General features: G+C 69.9%; 21 protein-coding genes and 1 pseudogene. 8 read left to right on the top strand and 14 right to left on the bottom strand.

The features are described from left to right. Nucleotides 1–127 precede the first annotated feature (127 nt). Nucleotides 128–904 carry a class I SAM-dependent methyltransferase gene (locus WG212_RS22270; RefSeq protein WP_337189305.1) on the top strand — a complete coding sequence of 259 codons (777 nt, stop codon included), beginning with the start codon at nt 128–130 and terminating at the stop codon, nt 902–904. On the opposite strand, the gene WG212_RS22265 is transcribed toward WG212_RS22270, so the two are convergent. From WG212_RS22265 to WG212_RS22255, 3 genes are all read right to left on the bottom strand, one after another. Further along, the gene (locus WG212_RS22265) at nt 893–2,644 is read right to left on the bottom strand and encodes an ATP-binding protein (protein WP_337189304.1); all 1,752 of its coding nucleotides are present in this window, start codon (nt 2,642–2,644) and stop codon (nt 893–895) included. The genes WG212_RS22270 and WG212_RS22265 overlap by 12 nt on opposite strands. Continuing rightward, on the bottom strand, nt 2,641–3,825 hold the full coding sequence (locus WG212_RS22260; RefSeq protein ID WP_337189303.1) for an FIST N-terminal domain-containing protein: 1,185 nt from the start codon (nt 3,823–3,825) through the stop codon (nt 2,641–2,643). The genes WG212_RS22265 and WG212_RS22260 overlap by 4 nt, the downstream gene beginning before the upstream one ends. A gap of 364 nt (nt 3,826–4,189) precedes the next feature. Further along, a complete protein-coding gene (locus WG212_RS22255; RefSeq protein ID WP_337189302.1) occupies nt 4,190–4,492 on the bottom strand; it encodes an N-acetyltransferase in 303 nt (100 codons plus the stop codon). 60 nt (nt 4,493–4,552) lie between these two features. Between WG212_RS22255 and WG212_RS22250 the strand changes: the two genes are divergently transcribed. Both WG212_RS22250 and WG212_RS22245 read left to right on the top strand, forming a co-directional pair. After that, nucleotides 4,553–5,161, top strand: coding sequence for a DUF3617 family protein (locus WG212_RS22250; RefSeq protein ID WP_337189301.1), 609 nt, complete (start codon nt 4,553–4,555; stop codon nt 5,159–5,161). Nucleotides 5,162–5,234: 73 nt separating this feature from the next. After that, complete coding sequence (locus WG212_RS22245) at nt 5,235–5,723, top strand: SRPBCC family protein (RefSeq protein ID WP_337189300.1); 489 nt, start codon at nt 5,235–5,237, stop codon at nt 5,721–5,723. A gap of 150 nt (nt 5,724–5,873) precedes the next feature. On the opposite strand, the gene WG212_RS22240 is transcribed toward WG212_RS22245, so the two are convergent. The 6 genes from WG212_RS22240 to WG212_RS22215 form a co-directional block, all read right to left on the bottom strand. Then, nucleotides 5,874–7,064: an acetyl-CoA C-acyltransferase gene (locus WG212_RS22240; protein ID WP_337189299.1), complete on the bottom strand. Its 1,191-nt coding sequence runs from the start codon at nt 7,062–7,064 to the stop codon at nt 5,874–5,876. 42 nt (nt 7,065–7,106) lie between these two features. After that, on the bottom strand, nt 7,107–7,304 hold the full coding sequence (locus WG212_RS22235) for a hypothetical protein (protein ID WP_337189298.1): 198 nt from the start codon (nt 7,302–7,304) through the stop codon (nt 7,107–7,109). Between the two features lie 40 nt (nt 7,305–7,344). Beyond that, entirely contained in the window at nt 7,345–8,538 is a 1,194-nt protein-coding gene (gene mnmA, locus WG212_RS22230) for a tRNA 2-thiouridine(34) synthase MnmA (RefSeq protein ID WP_337189297.1), read from the bottom strand. A 43-nt stretch (nt 8,539–8,581) separates the two neighbouring features. After that, nucleotides 8,582–9,511 (bottom strand): flagellin, encoded by a 930-nt coding sequence (locus WG212_RS22225; protein ID WP_337189296.1) that lies wholly within the window; start codon nt 9,509–9,511, stop codon nt 8,582–8,584. 10 nt (nt 9,512–9,521) lie between these two features. Then, nucleotides 9,522–11,618, bottom strand: coding sequence for a flagellar hook-associated protein FlgK (flgK, locus tag WG212_RS22220; protein ID WP_337189295.1), 2,097 nt, complete (start codon nt 11,616–11,618; stop codon nt 9,522–9,524). Between the two features lie 269 nt (nt 11,619–11,887). Then, nucleotides 11,888–12,463 (bottom strand): TIGR00730 family Rossman fold protein, encoded by a 576-nt coding sequence (locus tag WG212_RS22215; protein WP_337189294.1) that lies wholly within the window; start codon nt 12,461–12,463, stop codon nt 11,888–11,890. A 202-nt stretch (nt 12,464–12,665) separates the two neighbouring features. Here WG212_RS22215 and WG212_RS22210 point away from each other — a divergent pair. Next, nucleotides 12,666–12,836: pseudogene (locus tag WG212_RS22210) on the top strand (cold-shock protein); the annotation flags it as partial. 204 nt (nt 12,837–13,040) lie between these two features. Next, a complete protein-coding gene (locus WG212_RS22205) occupies nt 13,041–13,259 on the top strand; it encodes a cold-shock protein (RefSeq protein WP_293376337.1) in 219 nt (72 codons plus the stop codon). Nucleotides 13,260–13,513: 254 nt separating this feature from the next. Here WG212_RS22205 and WG212_RS22200 read toward each other — a convergent pair whose 3' ends face one another. Further along, the gene (locus tag WG212_RS22200) at nt 13,514–14,005 is read right to left on the bottom strand and encodes an NUDIX domain-containing protein (protein ID WP_337189293.1); all 492 of its coding nucleotides are present in this window, start codon (nt 14,003–14,005) and stop codon (nt 13,514–13,516) included. Between the two features lie 81 nt (nt 14,006–14,086). On the opposite strand from WG212_RS22200, the gene WG212_RS22195 reads away from it, so the two are divergent. From WG212_RS22195 to WG212_RS22185, 3 genes are all read left to right on the top strand, one after another. Continuing rightward, entirely contained in the window at nt 14,087–14,347 is a 261-nt protein-coding gene (locus tag WG212_RS22195) for a hypothetical protein (RefSeq protein ID WP_337189292.1), read from the top strand. Between the two features lie 189 nt (nt 14,348–14,536). After that, nucleotides 14,537–16,552 carry an elongation factor G gene (locus tag WG212_RS22190; protein ID WP_337189291.1) on the top strand — a complete coding sequence of 672 codons (2,016 nt, stop codon included), beginning with the start codon at nt 14,537–14,539 and terminating at the stop codon, nt 16,550–16,552. A gap of 39 nt (nt 16,553–16,591) precedes the next feature. After that, nucleotides 16,592–17,005 (top strand): VOC family protein, encoded by a 414-nt coding sequence (locus WG212_RS22185; protein WP_337189312.1) that lies wholly within the window; start codon nt 16,592–16,594, stop codon nt 17,003–17,005. Here the strand turns inward: WG212_RS22185 and WG212_RS22180 are convergent. The 4 genes from WG212_RS22180 to WG212_RS22165 all read right to left on the bottom strand — a co-directional run. Then, nucleotides 16,974–17,615 carry a glutathione S-transferase family protein gene (locus tag WG212_RS22180; RefSeq protein ID WP_337189290.1) on the bottom strand — a complete coding sequence of 214 codons (642 nt, stop codon included), beginning with the start codon at nt 17,613–17,615 and terminating at the stop codon, nt 16,974–16,976. The genes WG212_RS22185 and WG212_RS22180 overlap by 32 nt on opposite strands. Before the next feature lie 81 nt (nt 17,616–17,696). Next, the gene (locus WG212_RS22175) at nt 17,697–18,476 is read right to left on the bottom strand and encodes an alpha/beta fold hydrolase (RefSeq protein ID WP_337189289.1); all 780 of its coding nucleotides are present in this window, start codon (nt 18,474–18,476) and stop codon (nt 17,697–17,699) included. A 62-nt stretch (nt 18,477–18,538) separates the two neighbouring features. After that, nucleotides 18,539–20,353, bottom strand: a complete 1,815-nt coding sequence (locus tag WG212_RS22170) for a DUF885 family protein (RefSeq protein ID WP_337189288.1) — start codon at nt 20,351–20,353, stop codon at nt 18,539–18,541. 36 nt (nt 20,354–20,389) lie between these two features. Next, nucleotides 20,390–20,531: integrase core domain-containing protein (locus WG212_RS22165; RefSeq protein WP_337189120.1), on the bottom strand; the 142-nt coding region annotated here is incomplete at its 5' end.

Here is a 20,531-nt window from a genome sequence, read left to right as displayed (position 1 = left end):
TCACGCTGAACAGGTCATGAAGGCTTGAGCATCTCATAGGCGCCGCGGACACCGCAGGCCACAGCCACGCGCAGGACTTCCCTGCGCGACCCGGTCCTTCCGACTCCCAGAACTCAAAGAGACCTGCATGCCGTCAGATGCGACGACGAACCGCTACGGCTCGATAGCGGCCGAGATCTACGACATCGACAAGCCCCTCCTGGCCCTGCCCGACACCGGTTTCCACCTGGAACGGTTCCGGGACTTCCACCGGCCGATCCTGGAGCCCGCCTGCGGGTCGGGCCGGACGCTCGTCCCTTTCCTCCAGGCCGGCCTGGACATCAGCGGCTTCGACCCCAGCCCGGAGATGCTGGAACGCTGCCGGACCCGATGCGCGGAGGCCGGATATGCGCCCGACCTTTCGCAGCAACGCTACGAGGACTTCGCCTACCCGCGCCGGTTCGGAGCCATCCTCATTCCCGTCGGGTCCTTCACCCTGATCGACGACTTCGCGACGGCCATGGAGGCGCTGGCGCGCTTCCGCGACCATCTCGAGCCCGGAGGCGTGCTCGTGGTTGACCTCCAGGGCCTGAGCTTCCTGGCGTCGCGGACGGAGGATCGGCGACGGTGGACGAGTCCCTCGGGCGAGCTCCTGACGCTGGAAGGCGTGCGCACCGCCACCGACTGGAAGCGGCAACGGGCGGAAACCACCTATCGGTACGAGCGCTGGCGGGACGGCGTCCTGGCGGAGAGCCAGATCGAGGTGATGGCCCAGCGGTACTGGGGCCTGGAGGAATTCCGTCTCGCGCTCGCCGCCGCCGGCTTTGCAGAGGTCTCCGTCTCTGGCGGCTACGACCGTCGCCGGGCGCCGCGCGCAACGGATCGGGTCTGGACCTTCGAGGCCGTGCGTCCCTCAGGACGCTGACGCCGACGCGGCCGGCGCGTCCGCTGCGGCGGTCAGCGCCAGCATGACCTCGATCAGGCGGTGCGGATCGATGGGCTTGGCCACGTGAGCTGTCGAGCCGGCGGCCAGCGCCTCGTCCACGTGGTGTGTCATCGCGTTGGCTGAGAGCGCGATGATGGGCGTCGGCCGGGCGCCCGCGCGCCGTTCGAGTTCGCGGATGCGCCGGGTCGCGCTCAGGCCGTCCATCACCGGCATTTGCAGGTCCATCAGGACGATGTCGAAAGGCGCCGCCGCGAACGCCGCCACGGCCTCGGCGCCGTTCTCGACCATCACCGTCCGGGCGTGGACCGCTTCCAGCACCATGCCGACGATGGTGCGGTTGTTGGGATTGTCCTCGGCGACGAGGACGGTCAGCGGCGGTGCGTCATTGTCGCCGCGAGCGGCCAGGGCCGATGGCCGCTCCCCAAGCACGGGCGCGTCGGCGGGCCGGGCCGGAAAGCGGAAGGTGAAGGTCGAGCCTTCGCCCGGCGCCGAGCGGCAGGCGATGTCGCCGTCCATCATTCCGGCCAGGGTGCGCGACAGGGCCAGGCCCAGGCCCGTGCCCCCGAACCGCCGGGTCACCGAGCCGTCGGCCTGTTCGAAGCGCCGGAAGAGTCGGGCGGCCGTCTCGGCGTCGAAGCCCACGCCGGTATCGCGCACCTCCAGGGTCACGAAGCCATCCTCGATCGCCAGACTGACCCCGATTTCACCCCGCTCCGTGAACTTGACCGCGTTGGACAGGAGATTGGCCGCCACCTGACGCACCCGCGCCGCATCGCCCGAGAACCAGCCCCGGGCCTCGGGCGCCACCCGGAGATCGAAGGCCAGGTCGCGTTCCTCGGCGCGGATCGCGAAGAGTTCGAAAGTCGAGGCCAGCGCCGAGGGCAGCTCGAAGGGCGCCTCCTCGAGGCTCAGGCGGCCCGATTCGACCTTCGCGAGGTCCAGGATGTCGTTGAGCAGCCCCTCCAGCGCCCGGCTCGAATCCACGATGAGCCCCGCCATCTCCCTCTGGCGGCCCTGGAGCCCGCTCTCGGCCAGCAGCACCGCCACCGTGGTGACGCCGTTCAGCGGCGTGCGGATCTCATGGCTCATGTTGGCCAAGAAGCGAGATTTGGCCTCGCTGGCCTCAACCGCCTGGCTGCGTTCGGTTTCCGCGGCGCGGGCGGCCTCGGCCAGCCGCCGGCGCTGGGCGGCGGCCAGGGTCTGGGAGACGAAGATCCCGAGTCGCGAGACGAGACGCAGGTCGGCCGGCGAATAGGCGCCATGCCCGGCAGACGACAGGACCAGCAGCCCCGGTCCGGCGCCGGCCGAGATGGGCGCGTAGATCGCGCCCTTCAGGGGTTCCACCAGGGGCCGCGCGCCCAAGGCCTCGGCCCACTCCGGAACCCGGGCCTCGTCCGGCACGACGGCGGCCCGCCCGTCCGCCACCCGGCGGAAGAAGGGGCCCGCCCGCCAGCCGCAGCCCACCGTCGCCGGTTCGGTCGAGGCGATGCAGACGAAACGGTCGTCCCGGAGTTCCAGGAACATGGCCCGATCGAACGCCAGCGCTTCGGCGATCAGGTCGAACGCCTTGGCGATCAGCGTCTCGGGCTCCTCGTGAGCCTGCAGCGCGGCGATCCCGTTCAGGGCGAGGTCCTGCTCGCGCAGCCGCTGCTCCTGCGCGGCGAGCTGCTGGCGGGCCGACGCGAGGGCCTCGCGAAGTTGTTCGACTTCTTCCGTCATCCGAACGCGAGGGCCGAGACCATCAGGTTGCCGTGACGGTTGCAGTGATCGACGATGGCGCCCTGCTCGCCGAAGGTGAAGGCGCCCAGAAACGGGGTTCCGGGCATGGCCTGGCGCACCTCGTCCACCACCTGGTCCATCGCGTCGCGCACGTGGAGCATGCAGCCGCCGCAATAGATCACCAGGCCACCGAGGCTGGCCGCGCCGGCCCAGCCGCCCATGGCGCAGGCGTCCGCCACCACGAGGCCCGCGCGTTTGACGAGCGACTCCGGAGACCCCCGCATCAGATGCACCCGATCCCCACCCTCGATTCCCGTGAACAGGGAGAGGTCCCCGCCCAGGCCCAGCATGGCGGGATGCGACAGCACATAGAGCGGCACGCCGTTGGAATCGCCCGCCACGCGGCCCAGCGGCGTGGGCGTGCTCTTGGCCAGGATCATGCCCTGCTCGGCCGAACCCACCGCGCCGCCGGTCCACTCGCTGTAGACGGCGGCGGCCGGCCGGCCGTCGATCTCCAGGATCTGGCGGCCCGAAGCCTGCGTGACCACGCCGGTATCCCCCGTAGGCGCATAGCCGCTCTGGAAGGCGACGCCGTGGCGTGCGGACGGGAACAGCGCCGCCACGACCACATGGCCTTCCAGCACGTCTGTCCCGGCGAACTCGCGCCAGCGGCCCCCGATCTCGTTGTCTGCGGAGCTGCCGCCGATGATGGGGCACCCGCGCCCCACCACGGACTCGATGCCGGCGATCACCGCCTCTTCCTCGCCCGGCGGCTGGCAGCACCACACCAGCAGCGGCGTCTCGAAGTCGCGGCCGGCGGCGCGCAGCGCCCCGTCCACCGCCGCCGCGCCGGCCGCCGACGGATCGTCCCCGAGGGGCGCGGAGCCCACGCCGTAGTCGCCCTCGGGATCGGCGACGCCCAGCAAGCCGACCGCGCCGCCGGGACCGGCGTGGAAGCCGGCCTCGGTCATGACACCGCCGCACGATGTGCCCCCGGCGATCTGCGCGCCCGGGAGGTGGGCCGTCAGGGCCTCGACCAGCGCCGGGACAGCCAGTTCCTCCGTCGCGTACATCAGCACGAGTTCGGGATCGGCCCCCAGACCGGCGCAAAGCCGTTCGGCCGCCTCCCCGGCGGCCCGCCGGGGGTCGGATTCGAGGCTGTAGGCGGACGCAATCTTCACGGGGTCTCTCCGGCAATCCCGGAAGATTGCTCAGGCAGGACTAAGAAACGACTAGCGCCGCGTGAAAATCCTCCGCTGCGCAGGAGCCTTCGGCTTCGGAGGCGGGGCGAAAGTCCGCACGGGAGGGAGGGAGGCGGCCCAGACCGCCACAAGGCCCGCGTCCCCGGCGTCCCCTCTTGCAGAGGTCGAACGGCTGCAATTGTCGCGCGATGCGCCTCTTCGCCTGCCCGAGGCCGAGCAGCGGTCGATGTGCGACTTCCACCTGACCGTCGTGGATTCCACCTGACCGTCGTGGATGTGGTGCTCGGGAGATCGCCCCCGGATCGCTCGTCCGACGGATGTGGGCCAGGCGGTGGCCTCAGGCCTACGCCACGAGGTCGCGGTGCTCGGGGCTGCGGCGCAGCCAGGCGGCGGCGTAGCCACAGATGGGCGTGATGCTGAGGCCGCGGCGGCGGGCCTCGGCGGCGACGGCCGCCATCAGGCGACCCGACGCCCCGCTGCCGCGCAGGGGCGGCGGACTGAACACATAGTCGATGTAGAGGCGCCGGTGGCCCTCGCCCGCGTCCTCGCCGGCCAGGCGATAGTCGGCGTAGGAGGTCAGCCCCTGCTCGTCCATCTCGAAGCGGGCGCCCGTGTCGCGAAGACCCTCCGGGGTGGTGTCTGTCATTGATCGGCCCTCTTCACTGGCTCTACGCTGAGCCTGAAGAACGATATCGGAGAGCGTAGGATGCATCGCAAGTTCACCGCCGCCTGCTGGAAGCCCGCAAGCCGGGTCGTCGCGGTCGGAACCGTGGCCGCCCTGGCCCTGGCCGCGTGCCAGAAGAAGGACGAGGCGACCGCGAAAGGCGACGCCGCGCCGGACGCGGCTGGCGCCTCGGCCGCGCTCCCGGCCGATCCGGCCCAGTTCAAGCGCCGGCCGGGCCTCTGGAGCCAGGCCATGACGTCGGATGGCTCGACCCAGACCATCAAACTCTGCACCGACGAGGCCACCGAGGCGAAGTTCTCCCTGGTGGGCCAGCAGGTCAGCAAGGAGATGTGCCCGAAGAACGTCATCACACCGAAGCCCGGAGGCTGGGCCTTCGAGAGCGAGTGCAGCATGGGCGGCATGGGCACGACCGTGACCCGGGGCGAAGCGACCGGCGACCTCAACAGCCGCTACACGATCAAGGCCACGGTGGTGACGAGCGGCTCCTCCATGCCTCAGGCCAACGGCACGTCGCAGATGGAGATCACCGCCGTCCGCGAGGGCGACTGCCCGGCCGGCATGAAGCCCGGCGACATGACCCTGCCCGGCGGCATCACCATGAACCTCAACTCGATCCCCACGGGGAAATGACGATCCTTCGCGCGCGGGCTGTCGGAAGCCGGCGGCCTCGCGCGTCCTGGGGCCTCAGACACGGAGAGAGCCGATGGCCCAGAAGATCGATATCGCCCCGAACAACGACCGCGAACTGGTGCTGGCGCGGATCATGGACGCCACGCCCGAGCAGCTCTTCAAGCTGTGGACGACCCCCGAGCGGTTCCCCGAGTGGTTCTGCCCCCAGCCCTGGCGCGCCGAAGTCACGAAGATGGAGTTGAAGCCCGGCGGCGCCAGCAACAACACCATGTACGGGCCCGACGGCGAGGTGTTCGAGAACAAGGGCGTGTATCTGGAGGTCGTCCCGAACGAGAAGATCGTCTTCACCGACGCCTTCACCGAGGGTTGGGTCCCGGCCGAGGACGGCGGGATGATGACCTGCGTCCTCACCTTCGAGCGCCGGCCCGACGGCAGGACGCTCTACCTCGCCCGATGCGGCCATCCCACGGTCGAGAAGCTGAAGCAGCACGAGCAGATGGGCTTCCACGAAGGCTGGGGCATCGTCGCCGACCAGTGCGAGGCGGTGGCGAAGACGCTGTGACCCTCCCTCCCCTTCATGGGGAGGGACAGGCCGCGTAAGCGGCCAGGGTGGGGAAGTGCGGGCCGGCGTGCGGAGGCCGGGGATGATCCCCGTTTCCCCAGCCGTCTCGGCCTCGCCTCGCCACCCTCCCCATAAAGGGGAGGGCGCGCCCTACGCCAGTTCCACCGCCATGGCCGTGGCCTCGCCGCCGCCGATGCACAGGCTGGCCACGCCCCGCTTGCCGCCCCGGGCCTCCAGGGCGCTGAGCAGGGTCGCCAGGATGCGGGCGCCGCTCGCGCCGATCGGATGGCCGAGCGCACAGGCGCCGCCGTTGACGTTGAGCTTCGCCCGGTCGATCCCCAGTTCCTGCTCGGCGATCATGGCCACCACGGCGAAGGCCTCGTTCACCTCGAAAAGGTCGACGTCCTCCACGCTCCAGCCGGCGCGCCCCAGGGCCTTCCGCATGGCGGGAACCGGGGCGGTGGTGAAGAGGCCCGGCTCGTGGGCGTGGGCCGCGTGGCCGGCGACCCGCGCCACGACCTTCATCCCCAGCGCCCGGGCGACGCTTTCCCGCGTCATCACCAGGGCGGCGGCGCCGTCGCTGATCGAGCTGGCGTTGGCGGCCGTGATCGTGCCGTCCCTGGCGAAGGCCGGCCTCAGCGTCGGGATCTTCGCCGGATCGGCCTTCAGCGGCTGCTCATCGTGCTCGATCACCGTCTGGCCCTTGCGGTCGCTTACGGTCACCGGGACGATCTCGCGGGCGAACGCGCCGCTCTCGGTCGCGGCCCTCGCCTTGCTCAGGCTGCCGATGGCGTATTCGTCCTGGGCCTCGCGGGTGAACTGATAGGTCCGAGCCGTCTCCTCGGCGAACGACCCCATCAGCCGGCCGGGCTCGTAGGCGTCCTCCAGGCCGTCCAGGTACATGTGGTCGTACAGGGTGTCGTGACCGATCCGCGCGCCCCCGCGGTGGCGGGACGACAGGTAGGGCGCGCCGGTCATGCTCTCCATGCCGCCGGCGACCACGACGTCGACGGAGCCGGCCGCCAGCGCATCATGGGCCAGGATCGCAGCCTGCATGCCCGAGCCGCACATCTTGTTGACCGTGGTCGCCTGGACCGACTTGGGCAGGCCCGCGCCCAGCGCCGCCTGCCGGGCCGGCGCCTGCCCCAGGCCCGCGGGCAGGACGCAGCCCATCAGGATCTGCTCCACGGCGTCGGGCGGCGCCCCCGAGCGCTCGACGGCGGCCTTCACGGCGGCGGCGCCGAGTTCCGTCGCCTTCACGGCGGAAAACACGCCCTGGAAGCCGCCCATCGGCGTGCGGGCGTAGGCGGCGATGACGACGGGATCTGAGAGGCTGGTCATGCCTGGAAGATAATTTCACCCCCCGCGGAAAACCAGCAGCCCCTACGGCGCCCTCGTGGTGATGTCGCAGTAGGGGCCACCATCGCGGATCGTCTTGTTGCGATAGATCAACGCCCCGATCAGGTTCGGCCGCTGTCCGATTGCCGCGCACAGCTCCGGGAACAGCTCGGACGGAACCCACAGGCAGGGCGCGCGCGGATCCTCGTCGATCGCGATGTCCACGAGTTGGCGGGTCTCCATGACCTCAGTCTACGTCCTTTCCCGGGCGTGGGAGAAGGGATCAGGCGTTGCGCACCGTCGCCGCGATGAACCCCCCGCCCAGCACCCGGCTGGGCGCTTCGGGCGCGTAGAAGACGCAGGCCTGGCCGGGCGCCACACCTTCCTCGGGCGCGTCGAACACGAGGCCCGGCGCCCCGTCCACCGTCTCCAGCCGCCCCGGCGCCGGCTCGCGCGTGGAGCGCACGCGCGCCAGCACCGGCCGGCCGGCGTCGCAGGCGGCCTCGATGGAGGGGCCGTCGCCGATCCAGTTCGTCTCCTTCAGGCTCAGCGCCCGGGTCAGCAGCGCCTCGCGAGGACCGACGACCACCTGGCGCGCATCGGCGTCGATGCGGACGACGAACAAGGGATCCCCCACCGCCACGTTCAGCCCCCGGCGCTGGCCGATGGTGTAGCGGGTCACGCCCTCGTGACGGCCCAGCACCCGGCCGTCCAGGTGGACGATGTCCCCCGGCTCCGCGCCTTGCGGGCGCAGGCGGTCGATCACGGTGGTGTAGCGGCCCTCGGGCACGAAGCAGATGTCCTGGCTGTCGGGCTTGTCGGCCACCGCCAGGCCCAGTTCGGACGCCGCCGCGCGCACCGCCGGCTTGGGCAGCCCGCCCAGCGGGAAGCGCAGGTAGTCGAGCTGTTCACGCGTGGTGGCGAACAGGAAGTACGACTGATCGCGCGCGGGATCGACGGCGCGGTGCAGCTCGGGTCCGGCCGGCCCGATCTCGCGGCGCACGTAGTGGCCGGTGGCCATCGCCTCCGCCCCCAGGTCGCGGGCCACGTCCAGCAGGTCCCGGAACTTCACGGTCTGATTGCACCGGATGCAAGGGATCGGCGTCTCGCCCCGCAGGTAGGCGTCGGCGAAGTCCTCGATCACCTGTTCGCGGAACCGGCTCTCGTAGTCCAGGACATAGTGGGGAATCCCGATGGCGTCGGCGGCCGTGCGCGCATCGTGGATATCCTGGCCGGCGCAGCAGGCGCCCTTCTTCTGGATCGCCATGCCGTGGTCATAGAGCTGAAGCGTCACGCCCACCACGTCATAGCCGGCGCGCGCGAGCAACGCGGCGGTCACGGTGGAATCCACCCCGCCCGACATGGCCGCCACGATCCGGGTCCCCGCCGGCAGCCGCACGGCGTCCCGCGCGGCCTGGATCAGGACGTCGCTCAGGCGGTCGGTCGCCAGTCCCGGGGCGGTCACGGGTGCGCTCATGGCGGCCATATAGTCCTCTCCCCCGCTCATGGGGAGGGCGGGCCTACTTGAGGATGTTCAGCAGCGACGACTCCCGCAGGGCCTGGAAGACATAGGCCGCCGACTGCACGGAGAGCTGCGCGGTCTGAAGGTCCGCAGCCGCCTGGGCCATGTCGGCGTCGGTGATGTTGCCGATCATGCCCGCCAGGGCGTTCTGGCGGCTGACGAGGTCCTCGCCTATCGTCTCGAGGCGCTTCTGGTTGGTGCCGTTCTGCGCCGCCTTCAGGGTCACGTCCGAGCGGACATTGTCCCACGCCGCGAGCTGGCCTTCCAGGAAAGCCTTCTGAGCATCGGTCATCGCGCCTTCGAACGGGCCGTCCGGACCCGTGTTGAACGCCTGGAACGCCTGGAGGGCGTTCAGCATGTCGGTCCCGATCTCGTTGGACAGGAAACCCGTGGTGATCGTCGTCGCCTCGTCGAGCTTGGCCTTCACACGGAACTGGTCGTTGCGGAAGAAGTCCGCGACCATCGCCGGCGGATTGAGGTCGCTCAAGCTCGTCAGTTCCACAGGGCGGGTATCCACCTGGCCTCCGGCGAACAGGTACTTGCCGCCGTAGCGGCCGTTCATCGCCTCGACAGCGTTGCGGAGTTGCGCCTCCACATCCTCCACCAAAGTGTCGACGCGGCCGGACGCCAGGGCGTCGGTGAACACCTGGCGGATCGACTGCGCCGCGTCGGCTACCCGCACAAGCGCCGTGTCCTGGGTAGCGAGCTTGTCGGTCAGCAGCTTGCTCTGCTCCTGGAAGGCGCTGAGCCGGGTCTGGACGGTGCGCATGGCCGCCAGCAGTTCGGCGTCCGGGGCGTATTCCTTCAGGTTGCTGCCGTTGCGCTGCGTGGCGACGCGGTTGCCGGCCTCCATCTGGCGCTGCTGGGCCGCCAGCAGATTGGTGAGGACGGCGGAGTAGTTTCCGGGGGTGGTGACGCGCGTGAACATGCTGGGCTCCTCAGACCATGTTGACGAGCACGTCGAAGAGCTCGCTCGTGGCCTGGATCATACGGGCGGAGGCGGCGAAGGCCTGCTGGTAGGTGGTGAGGTTCACCAGTTCCTCGTCGAGGTTCACGCCCTCGACCGACTGACGCCGGTTGGTGGCCTCTCGCGCGACCGATTCCGCGCTGGCCTTGCGGGTCTCTGCGGCGGCGGCCGCCCGGCCGATCCCGCCGCTGAACTCCGAGGCGTAGCGGCTGAGGGTCATGGTGACCTGGCCCAGGGCGCCGGCGGCCTGGAACAGGGTGTTGACCTCGCCCGTCACGGCGATGTCCCGTGCGCCCTGGCCGTCGCCGGGACGCACGGCCACCTGCCCCACCGCGGCCGTGAGGTCGAGTTTGCCCATCGACATCCTGGTGGGATCGGAGTGCAGGGCGGGATTGACGTCGAACCGCCCGGCCCGCGCCGAGCGCTCGATGACGCCAAGGCCGAAGAGCTGGCTGATCGAAGGGCCGCCCGCCCCGCGCGACGTGTTGTCGCTGTTGACCGAAAGGGTGGCGTTGAGCGGAGACGAGCCGGAGAACGAAAGCACCCCGTTCGCATCCAGGCTGAACGCGCCGTAGAGGCCGACGCCCGTGGACGCGTTGTTCAGGGCGTTCAGGAGGTCGTTCATCGTCCCGCCCGCGGGCACGTTGACCGTCACATCACGGATCGGCCGGCCGTCGGGGTAGGAAAGGCGGAGGGAAATGGGGTCGCCGGCGGTGAAGCCGTGGGGGCTCGCCCCCGTCAGGCCCGTGGCGTAGTTGCTGAACCCATCGGCCTTGATGAGGTCGTTCAGGCCGAAGAAGTGCGAGAATGCCCGCCCGGCCTTCTGCGACGTGCCCTCGTCGATCGCGAGGCCGTTCGGCGCCGTCGCGCCGAGGGTCAGCGCGCCGTTCGTGAAGGTCGCCGAGCCCAGGCCGCCCAGGGCGGTGTTGAGGTCGGCCAGAAAGGTCGCCGGCGTGAAGGCGGCTCCGGCGCCGCCGTTCACCGATATGGTCCCGGCGGTGAAATCGACGGCGATCGAACGTTGCAGCACACCCGCCGAGTCCACCACCGCCAGGGTGGTGGTCCCGGTGAAGCCGCTCACCGCGGTCGGCAGGTCGAGGCCGGTGTTGCGGCCCGAAAGCGTACTGAGCGGGGGATAGGCGGCGGCGGCATTGTGGGCCGCGTTCAGCCGGTCCACCGCCTTGCTGACGAACTCACCGAGCTGATCGTACAGCTTCGGCAGTTCGACGTCGCGCAACTCCATCAGGCCGCGCAGTTCACCGCTGACGATCTCGATCGGCTGGTCGTTGGTGCTGCCGCCCGCGCGGGCCGTGATGTAGCCGGGCGTGGAATCGCTGGTCACATAGGTCAGCTTCGCGGGCTGGTCGCCGGCCAGCAGCACGCCTTCGGCCGACCGGACGTCCACTCCGCCGCCGTTGCGCTGGGCGATCCGGACGTTCATCAGCTCCGACAACTCGTCCAGGAGCTGGCTCTGGATGTTCTCCGAGCCCGAGGCGTCGGCGCCCAGCAGGCTCGCGCGCTTGATATCGGCGTTGAGCACGCTGATCTGGTCGAGAAGCTGGTTGGCCCTTTCGACGGCGGCGGCGGCGCGGGTTTCGACCGTGTCGGTCAGGGCCACGATCTGGCTGTTGATCCGGTCGGCTTCGGTGAGGAAATCCTCCACATTGGCCAGCGCCTGGCTGCGCAGGAGGGTCGACGACGGGTCGTCGGCCGCCGTGGCGAAGGCGGCGAAGATCTTGTCCAGGCGGTTGAAGAAGAAACCGTCGCTGGCGGGGTTGCCGAACAGGCTCTGGGCGTTGTCGAGGTATTGCGACACCGCCGACCAGCGGCTGGCGTCGGAGGCGGCGGTCAGCGAGGCGAGCTGGAGGTACTGGTCCGTGATCCGCTCGACGCCGTTGATCTTCACGCCCATGCCGGCGCCGTTGACCACCAGGGATTCCTGGACGACCGCCTTGCGGACGTATCCAGGCGTGTTCACGTTGGCGATGTTGTCCGAGACCGTGCGCAGCGCCGCCTGGGCGGCGTTCAGGCCGGACGTGGCCGTGCGGAGGGTGGCGGTCAGCGACATGGATTAAGGCTCCGCCCGGCAAAGGCTGACGCATGACCCGGCGAATTCTGCCGGGGCATTGGTGAACGCGCACGCGTCAGGCCGGAAATTCCTCAATAGTTTCAGCATGGTCTTTCCATGGACCGGTTCGGGTCCACTTCGGCGGCGCAAGACCGGCGCCAGTCGGCGCAGCCACGCCCGCGCGTGTGCGGCTGGGCGCGTGGCGTGGATGGAAGAAGGCGACCGCCCTCAGGTCGCCGCCGTGACCGCAGCCGGCAGGCCGCCAAGCCTCAGGGCTTGTTCGTGCTCCACTTCGGCGGGGGCGGTGCGTAGCGGCCGAAGGCCTCCAACGCCGCTTCGGTGCTGTCGGCATAGACCAGCATGTCCACGTAGGGCTGTCCGATGAAGCCGTTGTCGGCCATGTGCTGGATCGTCTTCCGCATGGGATCGTAGTAGCCGGCCACATTCACGAAGCCGCAGGGCTTGGCGTGGATGCCCAGCAGGGCCCAGGTCCATTGCTCGAAGATCTCCTCGAACGTCCCGGGGCCGCCCGGCAGACAGAGGAAGCCGTCCGACAATTCGGCCATTTTCAGCTTACGTTCGTGCATCGAGCGCACGACATGGAGTTCTGTGAGCCCCTGGTGCGCGATCTCCTGGTTCACGAGGTCCTCCGGCATCACGCCCAGAACCTCGCCCCCGGCCGCCAGGGCGGCGTCAGCGATCGCGCCCATGAGACCCACCTTGCCGCCGCCGTACACCAGGGTGAGCCCCGCCCGCGCCAACACGGTCCCGCAGCGCACGGCCGCGTCGAGAAATCTCGGGTCGGCTCCGGGCGACGAACCGCAGAATATGCAGATGCTTTTCAAGGGTCTGTCCCCGGAGAGCCGCCGGCTGAGAGGGCCGGTCACTTATTCCGATTGAGGTGGCTTGTCACGACCGCTGGCCTAAGGCCAAATCCAGAGCTACAAATCGAACACGGCTCGTCAACGCGATTGGCCGGGCGCGCGCATATGCGCGGCGTGGGACTTCTATCTCGGTAGGTTGCGACGAATGGCGAGCGGTACGGTTAAGTGGTTCAACACGGCTAAGGGTTTCGGTTTCGTTCAGCCCGACGATGGCGGCGCGGACGTCTTCGTTCATATCTCTGCCCTGAACCAGGCGGGCCTCGACAGCCTCAATGAAGGCGACAAGGTCGACTATGAACTCGAACAGGACCGCCGGTCCGGCAAGCTGGCGGCCACGAGCATCGTGGTGACCGAGCAGGGCGCGCCGGCGCCCCGCCGCAGCAGCTTCGACCGCGGTGATCGCGGCGGTTATGGCGGCGGCGGCGGTGGCTACGGCGGCGGCGGCGGTTATGGCGGCGGCGGCGGTGGTTACGGCGGCGGTGGCGGCGGCGGTCGTTTCGGCGGCGGCGGCGGTGGCGATCGACCCCGCGGCGCGGTGATGGGCTCCGGCTCGGGCGAAGTGAAGTGGTTCAACCCCACCAAGGGGTTCGGCTTCATCAAGCCCGAGGGTGGCGGCCAGGACATCTTCGTCCACATCTCGGCGGTCGAGCAGGCGGGCCTCTCCGGCCTCAACGAGGGCCAGCGGGTCAACTTCGACCTCGAGCAGGACCGTCGCAGCGGCAAGACTTCGGCGACCAACCTCAAGGTCACCGGCTGAATCTCCAGGGCCCGCCGCGTGCGGGCCCTTTTCACAGGCCGCGGCCCCCGTTTGCCGGGTCGGCTTCCGAGCCGGTCATGGAATCGCGCCCTGCTGCGTGCGTTGCTTTCGTTTGATCGAGGGCGACTTCGTGGAACCCCACACAGGAAGCACCGCATAGGCGCGCGCACAGGCGTGACGCCCGCCTGCGCCAGGTCCGTGTCCGAAGGGGTGGGCCTGTCGCCGGCATGGGTCCTGACGCAGAACGGCGAATATCACCAGGGGATCGCCTCCGGCTCGGCTGGAAACTGCCCTGCGAGGACACCCGGAAGACGATCGGCAAGGCCTGGCGGAAAGATGCGCTCGCCCGTGAGCGCCAGTTCCCCGTGGCTCCACCATCGGATGTCGTCGATGAGGTCACGCTCCAGCGCCGTCCAACCGCCGCGATCCGGCTCGCGGCCATCGCAGCGGGCGACGATGTACCGCTCCTTCAACAGGGTGACCTCGGGCAGCCGCAGCATACCTTCCCGACGCCAGACCACAGGGCCCAGTTCGAAATCAGCGATGCCCGTCTCCTCGCGGATCTCGCGCGCCGCGGCCTCGGCATAGGTCTCGCCCGGCTCGACCCCGCCCCCGACCGTGAACCAGGCCCCGCCCGCCGCGCCAGGCAGGCGGCCGTTCATCAGCAGGATGCGGTCGAGGCGATCCAGCAACAGAACCCGCGCGGTGGGGCGGATGACGATGTGGTCCGGGGTTTCATCCGACATGTGATGCGCCGCTAGCGAAGGCTTAAGGGCTGCCGGCCGATCCTCCGGCCTAGTGTCCCGCGTACCGGGAGGAGCCTTCGAATGACCGACGAAGTCTCGACCAGCAAGCGCGATCTGATCGCGCGTGTCGCGACGCTGGAACTCCTTGTCTCCGACCTGGTGCACATCCTCTGGCGGCTCGACCCCGCCGGAATGGAAAAGCTCGCCGCCGATGCGGCCCACGACGTCGAGATCGGCCACACGCGGATCGCCCTACCGGTGGGCGACCATCAGCGCGAGCGGCTTCATACCGTGCTGGCCCGCCGTCGCCGGACGCTGGGGCGACGACCGGCGGACGGCTGAGCCTCACGCCTTCGTGACGTCACTCGCCCGCATTTCCGGGCGTAGGGTTTCCGCAGTGGGCGGCGTCGTCTGGCCCCTCGCCGGTCGCCGACCGCCTGAACCTGAGCGCTGGGCGCTTCGATCTCCCGATCGGGGGATCTCCCGCACGACGGGCGCCCTCGGCGCCATCGGTGATGGGAGAACGCGACCATGGCAATCCGAGACACGGGGTCGGTTCGGGCGCTCGCGCTCGTCGGCCCCACCAGTTCGGGCAAGACCGCCCTCATGGAGGCCCTGCTGCAGGCGGCCACCGGCCAGGCGGTCCGGCCCGGCGAAGTCGGCGACTCCAGCCCCGAAGCCAAGGCCCGCGGGCATTCCGTGGAGCTGAACCTCGCCGGCTTCGATTTCATGGGCGACCGCTACGTGGTGGTCGACTGCCCAGGCTCCCTGGAATTCTGCGCCGAGATCGATCCCGCCCTGCCCGCTGTGGACCTGGCCATCGTCGTCGCCGATCCCGACCCGGCCAAAGTCGCCCTCCTCCAGCCCACCCTCCGTGAACTCGAACACCTGGGCGTCCCCCACGCCCTCTTCATCAACAAGATGGACCAGGCCCGCGGCGCGCTCAGCGAACTCCTGGAGGCGTTGGCCCCCGTCTCGTCCGCGCCGCTGGTGGCGCGCCAGATCCCGACCTGGAGCGGCGACAAGGTCTCGGGCTACATCGACCTCGCCCTCGAGCGTTGCTTCGTCTATCGCCCCGGCAAGCCGTCCGAGCAGGTCGATATTCCGGGCGACCTCCGACAGGAAGAAGCCGACGCCCGCTTCCACATGCTGGAGCAGATGGCCGATTTCGACGACGAGCTGATGGAGCAGCTCCTGTCCGATGTCACGCCCAGCCGCGACGTCGTCTTCGCCGACCTGGTCCGCGAGATGAACGAAGGCGTGATCGTGCCGGTCTTCTTCGGCTCAGCCCAGAACGGTTTCGGCGTCCGCCGGCTGCTGAAGGCCCTGCGCCACGAGACGCCTCCGCCCACCAGGGCCGCAGACCGCATCGGGATCACCACCGGCGCCTACGTCATGAAGGCGGCCTACGCGGGCCAGTCCGGCAAACTGGCCTACGCGCGAATTTTCGGGGCCAGGCTGGCCGACGGCGCCGACTTCATCCTGCCCGATGGCGCGCGCAGCCGCGCCGGCGGCCTGTCGCAGATCCAGGGGTCGGCCCTGCGCAAGATCGGCGAGGCCGCGATCGGCGAGATCTGCGCCATCGGCAAGGTGGAACAGGCCGGCGCGGGACAGATCCTCTCCACCACGGGCCAGCCCCAGGCCGTGCGCGCCGCCGTCCGCGCGCGCCGCCCCCTGTTCGCGGTGGCCCTTGCGGCGAAGAACCGCAACGACGACGTCCGCCTCTCGGGCGCGCTCGCCAAGTTGATCGAGGAAGACCCCGGGCTGTCCCTCACCCACGACGCCGAGCAGCGGCAGGTGCTGCTGTCCGGCCAGGGCGAAGGTCACGTGCGGCTGGCGCTGGAGCGGCTGAAGCGGCGCTTCGGCGTCGACATCGACACCCTCCAGCCGCGGACACCCTACCGCGAGACCATCGCCCGCGGCGTGGAGCAGCGCTCGCGCCACAAGAAGCAGTCGGGCGGTCATGGCCAGTTCGCGGACATCACCATCGAGGTCAGGCCCCTGCCCCGCGGTTCGGGCTTCGTCTTCAACTCGAAGATCGTCGGCGGGGCGGTGCCGAAGCATTGGATTCCCGCGGTCGAGACCGGCGTGCGCGACGGCCTCGCGAAAGGCCCCAAGGGATTCCCCGTCACCGACCTGGAAGTCACCCTGCTGGATGGCCAGACCCACAGCGTGGACTCGTCCGAAATGGCGTTCCGGACCGTGGGCCGCCTCGCCATCGAGGAAGCGATGGCGGCGACGGGCTCGGTCCTGCTGGAACCGATCGAGAAGCTGACGGTCTACTCGCCGTCTCCGAGCGCCTCGAACGTCACGTCGGCGCTCACCGCCCGGCGCGGCCAGATCCTGGGCTTGGCGCCGCGTGAGGACTGGCGCGGCTGGGAGCGGATCGAAGCCTACCTGCCCCAGAGCGAACGCCAGGGCCTGATCGCCGAGCTCCGCGGCCTCACCCAGGGCCTGGGCGCCTTCGAAGCCGACTTCGACCATATGAGCGAACTGCACGGCCGGTTGGCGGACGAGGCGGCGGAGGGCGCCAGGCCCGGCGTTTAGGACCTCCCATGCACGGGCGGGAGGCGCTAGCTCGTGCGGATGCAGCGCCTCTTCCTCACCACCCTTCTCGTCCGCGACTACGACGAGGCCATCGCGTTCTATGTCGGCAGGGCGGGGTTCGACCTCGCGGAGGACACCGACATGGGCGGGGGCAAGCGCTGGGTCGTGGTTCGACCGCCCGGCTCCGACGCCGGCCTCCTGCTGGCCCGGGCGGTCGGCGAACAGGCGGACATGGTGGGACGCCAGGGCGGCGGGCGCGTGTTCCTCTTCCTGCAGACGGATGACTTCGGCCGCGACCAGGGGAGGATGGCCGCGGCCGGCGTCAGGTTCCTGGAGGCTCCACGCCAGGAGCCCTATGGGCGCGTGGCGGTCTTCGAGGACCTCTACGGGAACAAGTGGGATCTGATCCAGCCGGCCTCTGCTAAGCCGGCTGCGCCTGGGCTGCGGCGATGAGCCCGTCGTCGATCTCGCTCGCGCGCTTCTCCGCCGGACGGGCGAGCAGGCGGGCGACGTAGGCCTGGTAGACGGGACGCTTCTCGATCGTGCCGAAGTCCATGCCCCAGGAGAGGTGGGCGGCGATGTAGAGGTCGGCGGCGGTGAAGCTGTCGCCGACTAGGTACTCCCGGCCTTCCAGGGCGCCTTCCAGGGTGTCCAGCACGTCGGACATGCTGCCGAAACCGACCATGGCGCGCTGCTCTTCCGGCACGTCGATCTTCATCGCCCCGAACGCGACGGCCTGTTCGATCGGGCCGGCGCCGAAGAACAGCCATCGGTAATACGGCCCCCGGAGCTTGCTGCCGTGCGGCGGGGCCAGTTTCGCGTCGGGGAAGGCGTCGGCCAGATAGGCGCAGATGGCGGCGCATTCGGTGACGACGGTGTCGCCATGAACAACCGCCGGCACCTTGCCCATCGGATTGACGGCGAGATACTCGGGCGACTTGTTCGCATTGGTGGCCCAGTCCAGCACGACGGTGCGGTAGGGCTGGCCCACCTCCTCCAGCATCCAGCGGACGATGCGGCCGCGCGACATGGGGTTGGTGTAGAAGACGATCTCGTCGGACATGGGTGGCTCCTTCTCCTGCCGCCCAGTAAACGCGCAGCCTGCTGACAGGGGCATGTCAGCAGTGTGGCGCGCCGCGGCCCTTCACCGGCCCAGACCGGCCAGGAAGTCCAGGATCGCGGCGTTGAAGGCTTCGGGCCTGTCGATGTTGGCGGCATGGCCGGCGCCCTCGATGACAGCCTTCTTCGCGCCGGGAATCTTCGAGGCCATGTAATCGCTCGCGGCCAGGAACGGGGCGTCCTCCGCCCCGACCACCACCAGCGACGGCACGCGGATATGCGGCAGGGAGGTGATCACGCCCGCGTCGCGCTGGGTCAGCATGCCGCGAGCGGCCAGGGCGAGGCCCTTGGCGCTGCGGTGCTGGGCCTGGCGACGCTCGGCGCTGCCGCTTGCCAGCACCCCGAGCCCCTCGGCTTCGTAGCGCTCGGCGGTCTTGAGCGAGGTGCGGTTCCAGCCCTCGCGCGCCTCGTCGTTCTTGTAGCCGGGGCCGGTGTCGATGATCAGCAGCGCCTCGACCCGCTCGGGGTGGACGCGGTGGAAGGCCAGCGACATGTAGCCGCCTAGCGACAGGCCGCCGACGATCGCCCTCTCCGCGCCGAGGTGGTCCAGGAGCGCCGCCATGTCGGCGACGGTCGCCGGCTCGGAATAGAGCGCCGGGTCATCGGGGCTGTCGGACCGGCCGTGCCCGCGCATGTCCCAGATCACGAGACGATGGGCCTTCGAGAACGGCTCGACCTGGCCCCGCCACATCTGCGAGGTGGCCGAATACCCGTGGGTGAGGAGAATGGTCGGCGCGGTCCCGCTCTCGGGACCGTGGACCTCAAAGTAGAGCTCGACCCCATCGTCCCGCTTCAGCGTCGCCATGCCGTCCTCCCGTCGCTCGTTTCCGGCATGGGACGCTCTTTGGGCTGGGCTGTCGAGGCGGTTCAGGCCCTGTTGGCCTCGATGTAGAAGTCGACCACCGCCTCCAGCGCCGTGAGCGGCATCGAGCCCGACAGCAGGATCGCATCGTGGAACTTGCGCGCGTCGTATCGCGACCCCAGCGCCGCCTTCGCCTTCTCGCGCAGGCGCAGGATGACGACCTTGCCCACCATGTAGCTGCACGCCTGGGCCGGCCAGACGGAATAGCGTTCGATCTCCTGCGCGGCCAACGGCTCCGGGTCACCCTCGATGGCGCGCATCTCGGCGATGGCCTTCTCGCGGGTCCAGCGCAGGTGGTGAAGGCCGGAATCGGTGACCAGGCGCGCCGAACGCAGCAGGGCGTCGTGGATGTAGCCTACCTCGGCCAGCGGATCGCCCTTGTAGAGCCCCATCTCCTGGACCACCTGCTCGGCATAGAGCGCCCAGCCTTCGGCATAGGCCCCGAAGCCCATCACGCGGCGGATCATCGGCAGGTCGGCCTCGAGCTGGAGCGCGATCTGCATGTGATGGCCGGGACTGGCCTCGTGATAGGTGGTGGTGGGCAGGAACCACCACGGGCTTTCCGCCGTGTCCCGCAGGTTGAGCCAGTAGATGCCCGGCCGACTCCCATCCAGGCTGGGCGCCTCATAGTGGGTGGACGAGCCGCCCTCGGTGGCCGGTGGAATGCGGCGGATCTCCACGCCCGCCTTGGGCAGGGTCCCGAACTGTTCGGGCAGGCGCGCCTGCATCGCCTCCACCAGCTTGGTCAGGTCGGCCAGGATCTGCGCCCTGCCGGCGTCGGTGTTGGGGTAGACGCCGCGCTTGCTGTCGTAGAGGGCGATGTAGCGCTCGCCCACCGTCCCCTTGGTGAAGCCCAGTTCCTTGAACAACACGTCGGCCCGCGCCGAGAGCTCGCGCGTCACCTCCCAGCCCAGCTTGTGCACCTCGTCGGGCGTGATCCTCGTGGTCGTCTGGCGGTGCAGGGCGTGATCGTAGTAGGCGGCGCCGTCGGGCAACCACCAGCAGCCGGCATCGCGCGTGGATTTCGGCTTCAAGCCCTGCATCAGGGCGATCTGGCGGTCGAGCGCCGGGACGACCTCACCCTCGTAGATCTTCGTCGCCATCGCGGCCCAGTCGCCCTCGATCCCCTTCGCCCGGGCGCGGCGCGCGATCGAGGTGACCAGCGTCGCGTGCTCGGCGGACGTCCTCAGCACCTGCATGCCGCGGATGGCGCCCGCCAGGGCGAAGTCCGGCGGAACCACACCCAGGCCGGCGTCGCGGCGCACGCGAGCGCCCTCGGCGTCCATCATGGCGGCGAACGCCTGCATGCGGGCGAGATAGGCTTCGCAGTCGGCGCGGGTCTCGATCGTGTGCTGGGTGTCGAGGAAGTCCGGGACCTCCTGCCAGGCGCCGCCGATCTGGCTCAGCACATAAGGGCCCCCGGCGCCGGGGGCGCCGTACTCGAACCGCCGGCTGGCGGCGTCGGATGTCGCCAGCTCGAAGGCCAGGGTGTCGTAGTTGACCGCCGCCATACCCGTCAGGCCGGCCCGGTCGATGGCCTTCAGGCGGCGGAGCTGGTCGGCGGTGCGCGCCTTGGCCCTGGCGACGCCCTCCAGCGAGGCGTCGTGCAGCCGCGACTTCGCCCCGGCGCGGTCTCCCTTGTCGAGCCCCAGCGACGTGACCAGTTCGGGACGGTCCTCCAGCGTCTCCTCGAACATCCGGTCGAGGAAGGCGGCGAGCTGCGCCTCGGCAGGCGCGGGCGGGGTCGTCGCCCCCGCGCGGGACGCCGACAGGGCCGCGGCGGCGCTGGCGGCGAGCATGAGCTGGCGACGATTGTGCACCCGGCGTCTCCTGTGGCGTGCGCAGATCTGAAGTGCTTAGGTGTCGTTTCCAAGAAGGTTGTTCACCCTGGACCAGGGCGTGAGGCCGCCGATGCCTGAGTGGGGTCGGGTGAGGTTGTAAGCGTCGGTCCAGGGGCGCATGGCGGCGGTCCGCGCGTCGGAAGAGCTGTACGGCCTG

Source organism: Phenylobacterium sp., from assembly GCF_037189685.1.
Classification (GTDB): domain Bacteria; phylum Pseudomonadota; class Alphaproteobacteria; order Caulobacterales; family Caulobacteraceae; genus Phenylobacterium.
The sequence above is the reverse complement of the archived record's forward strand: the minus strand, read 5'-3'. Positions and strand labels throughout refer to the sequence as shown.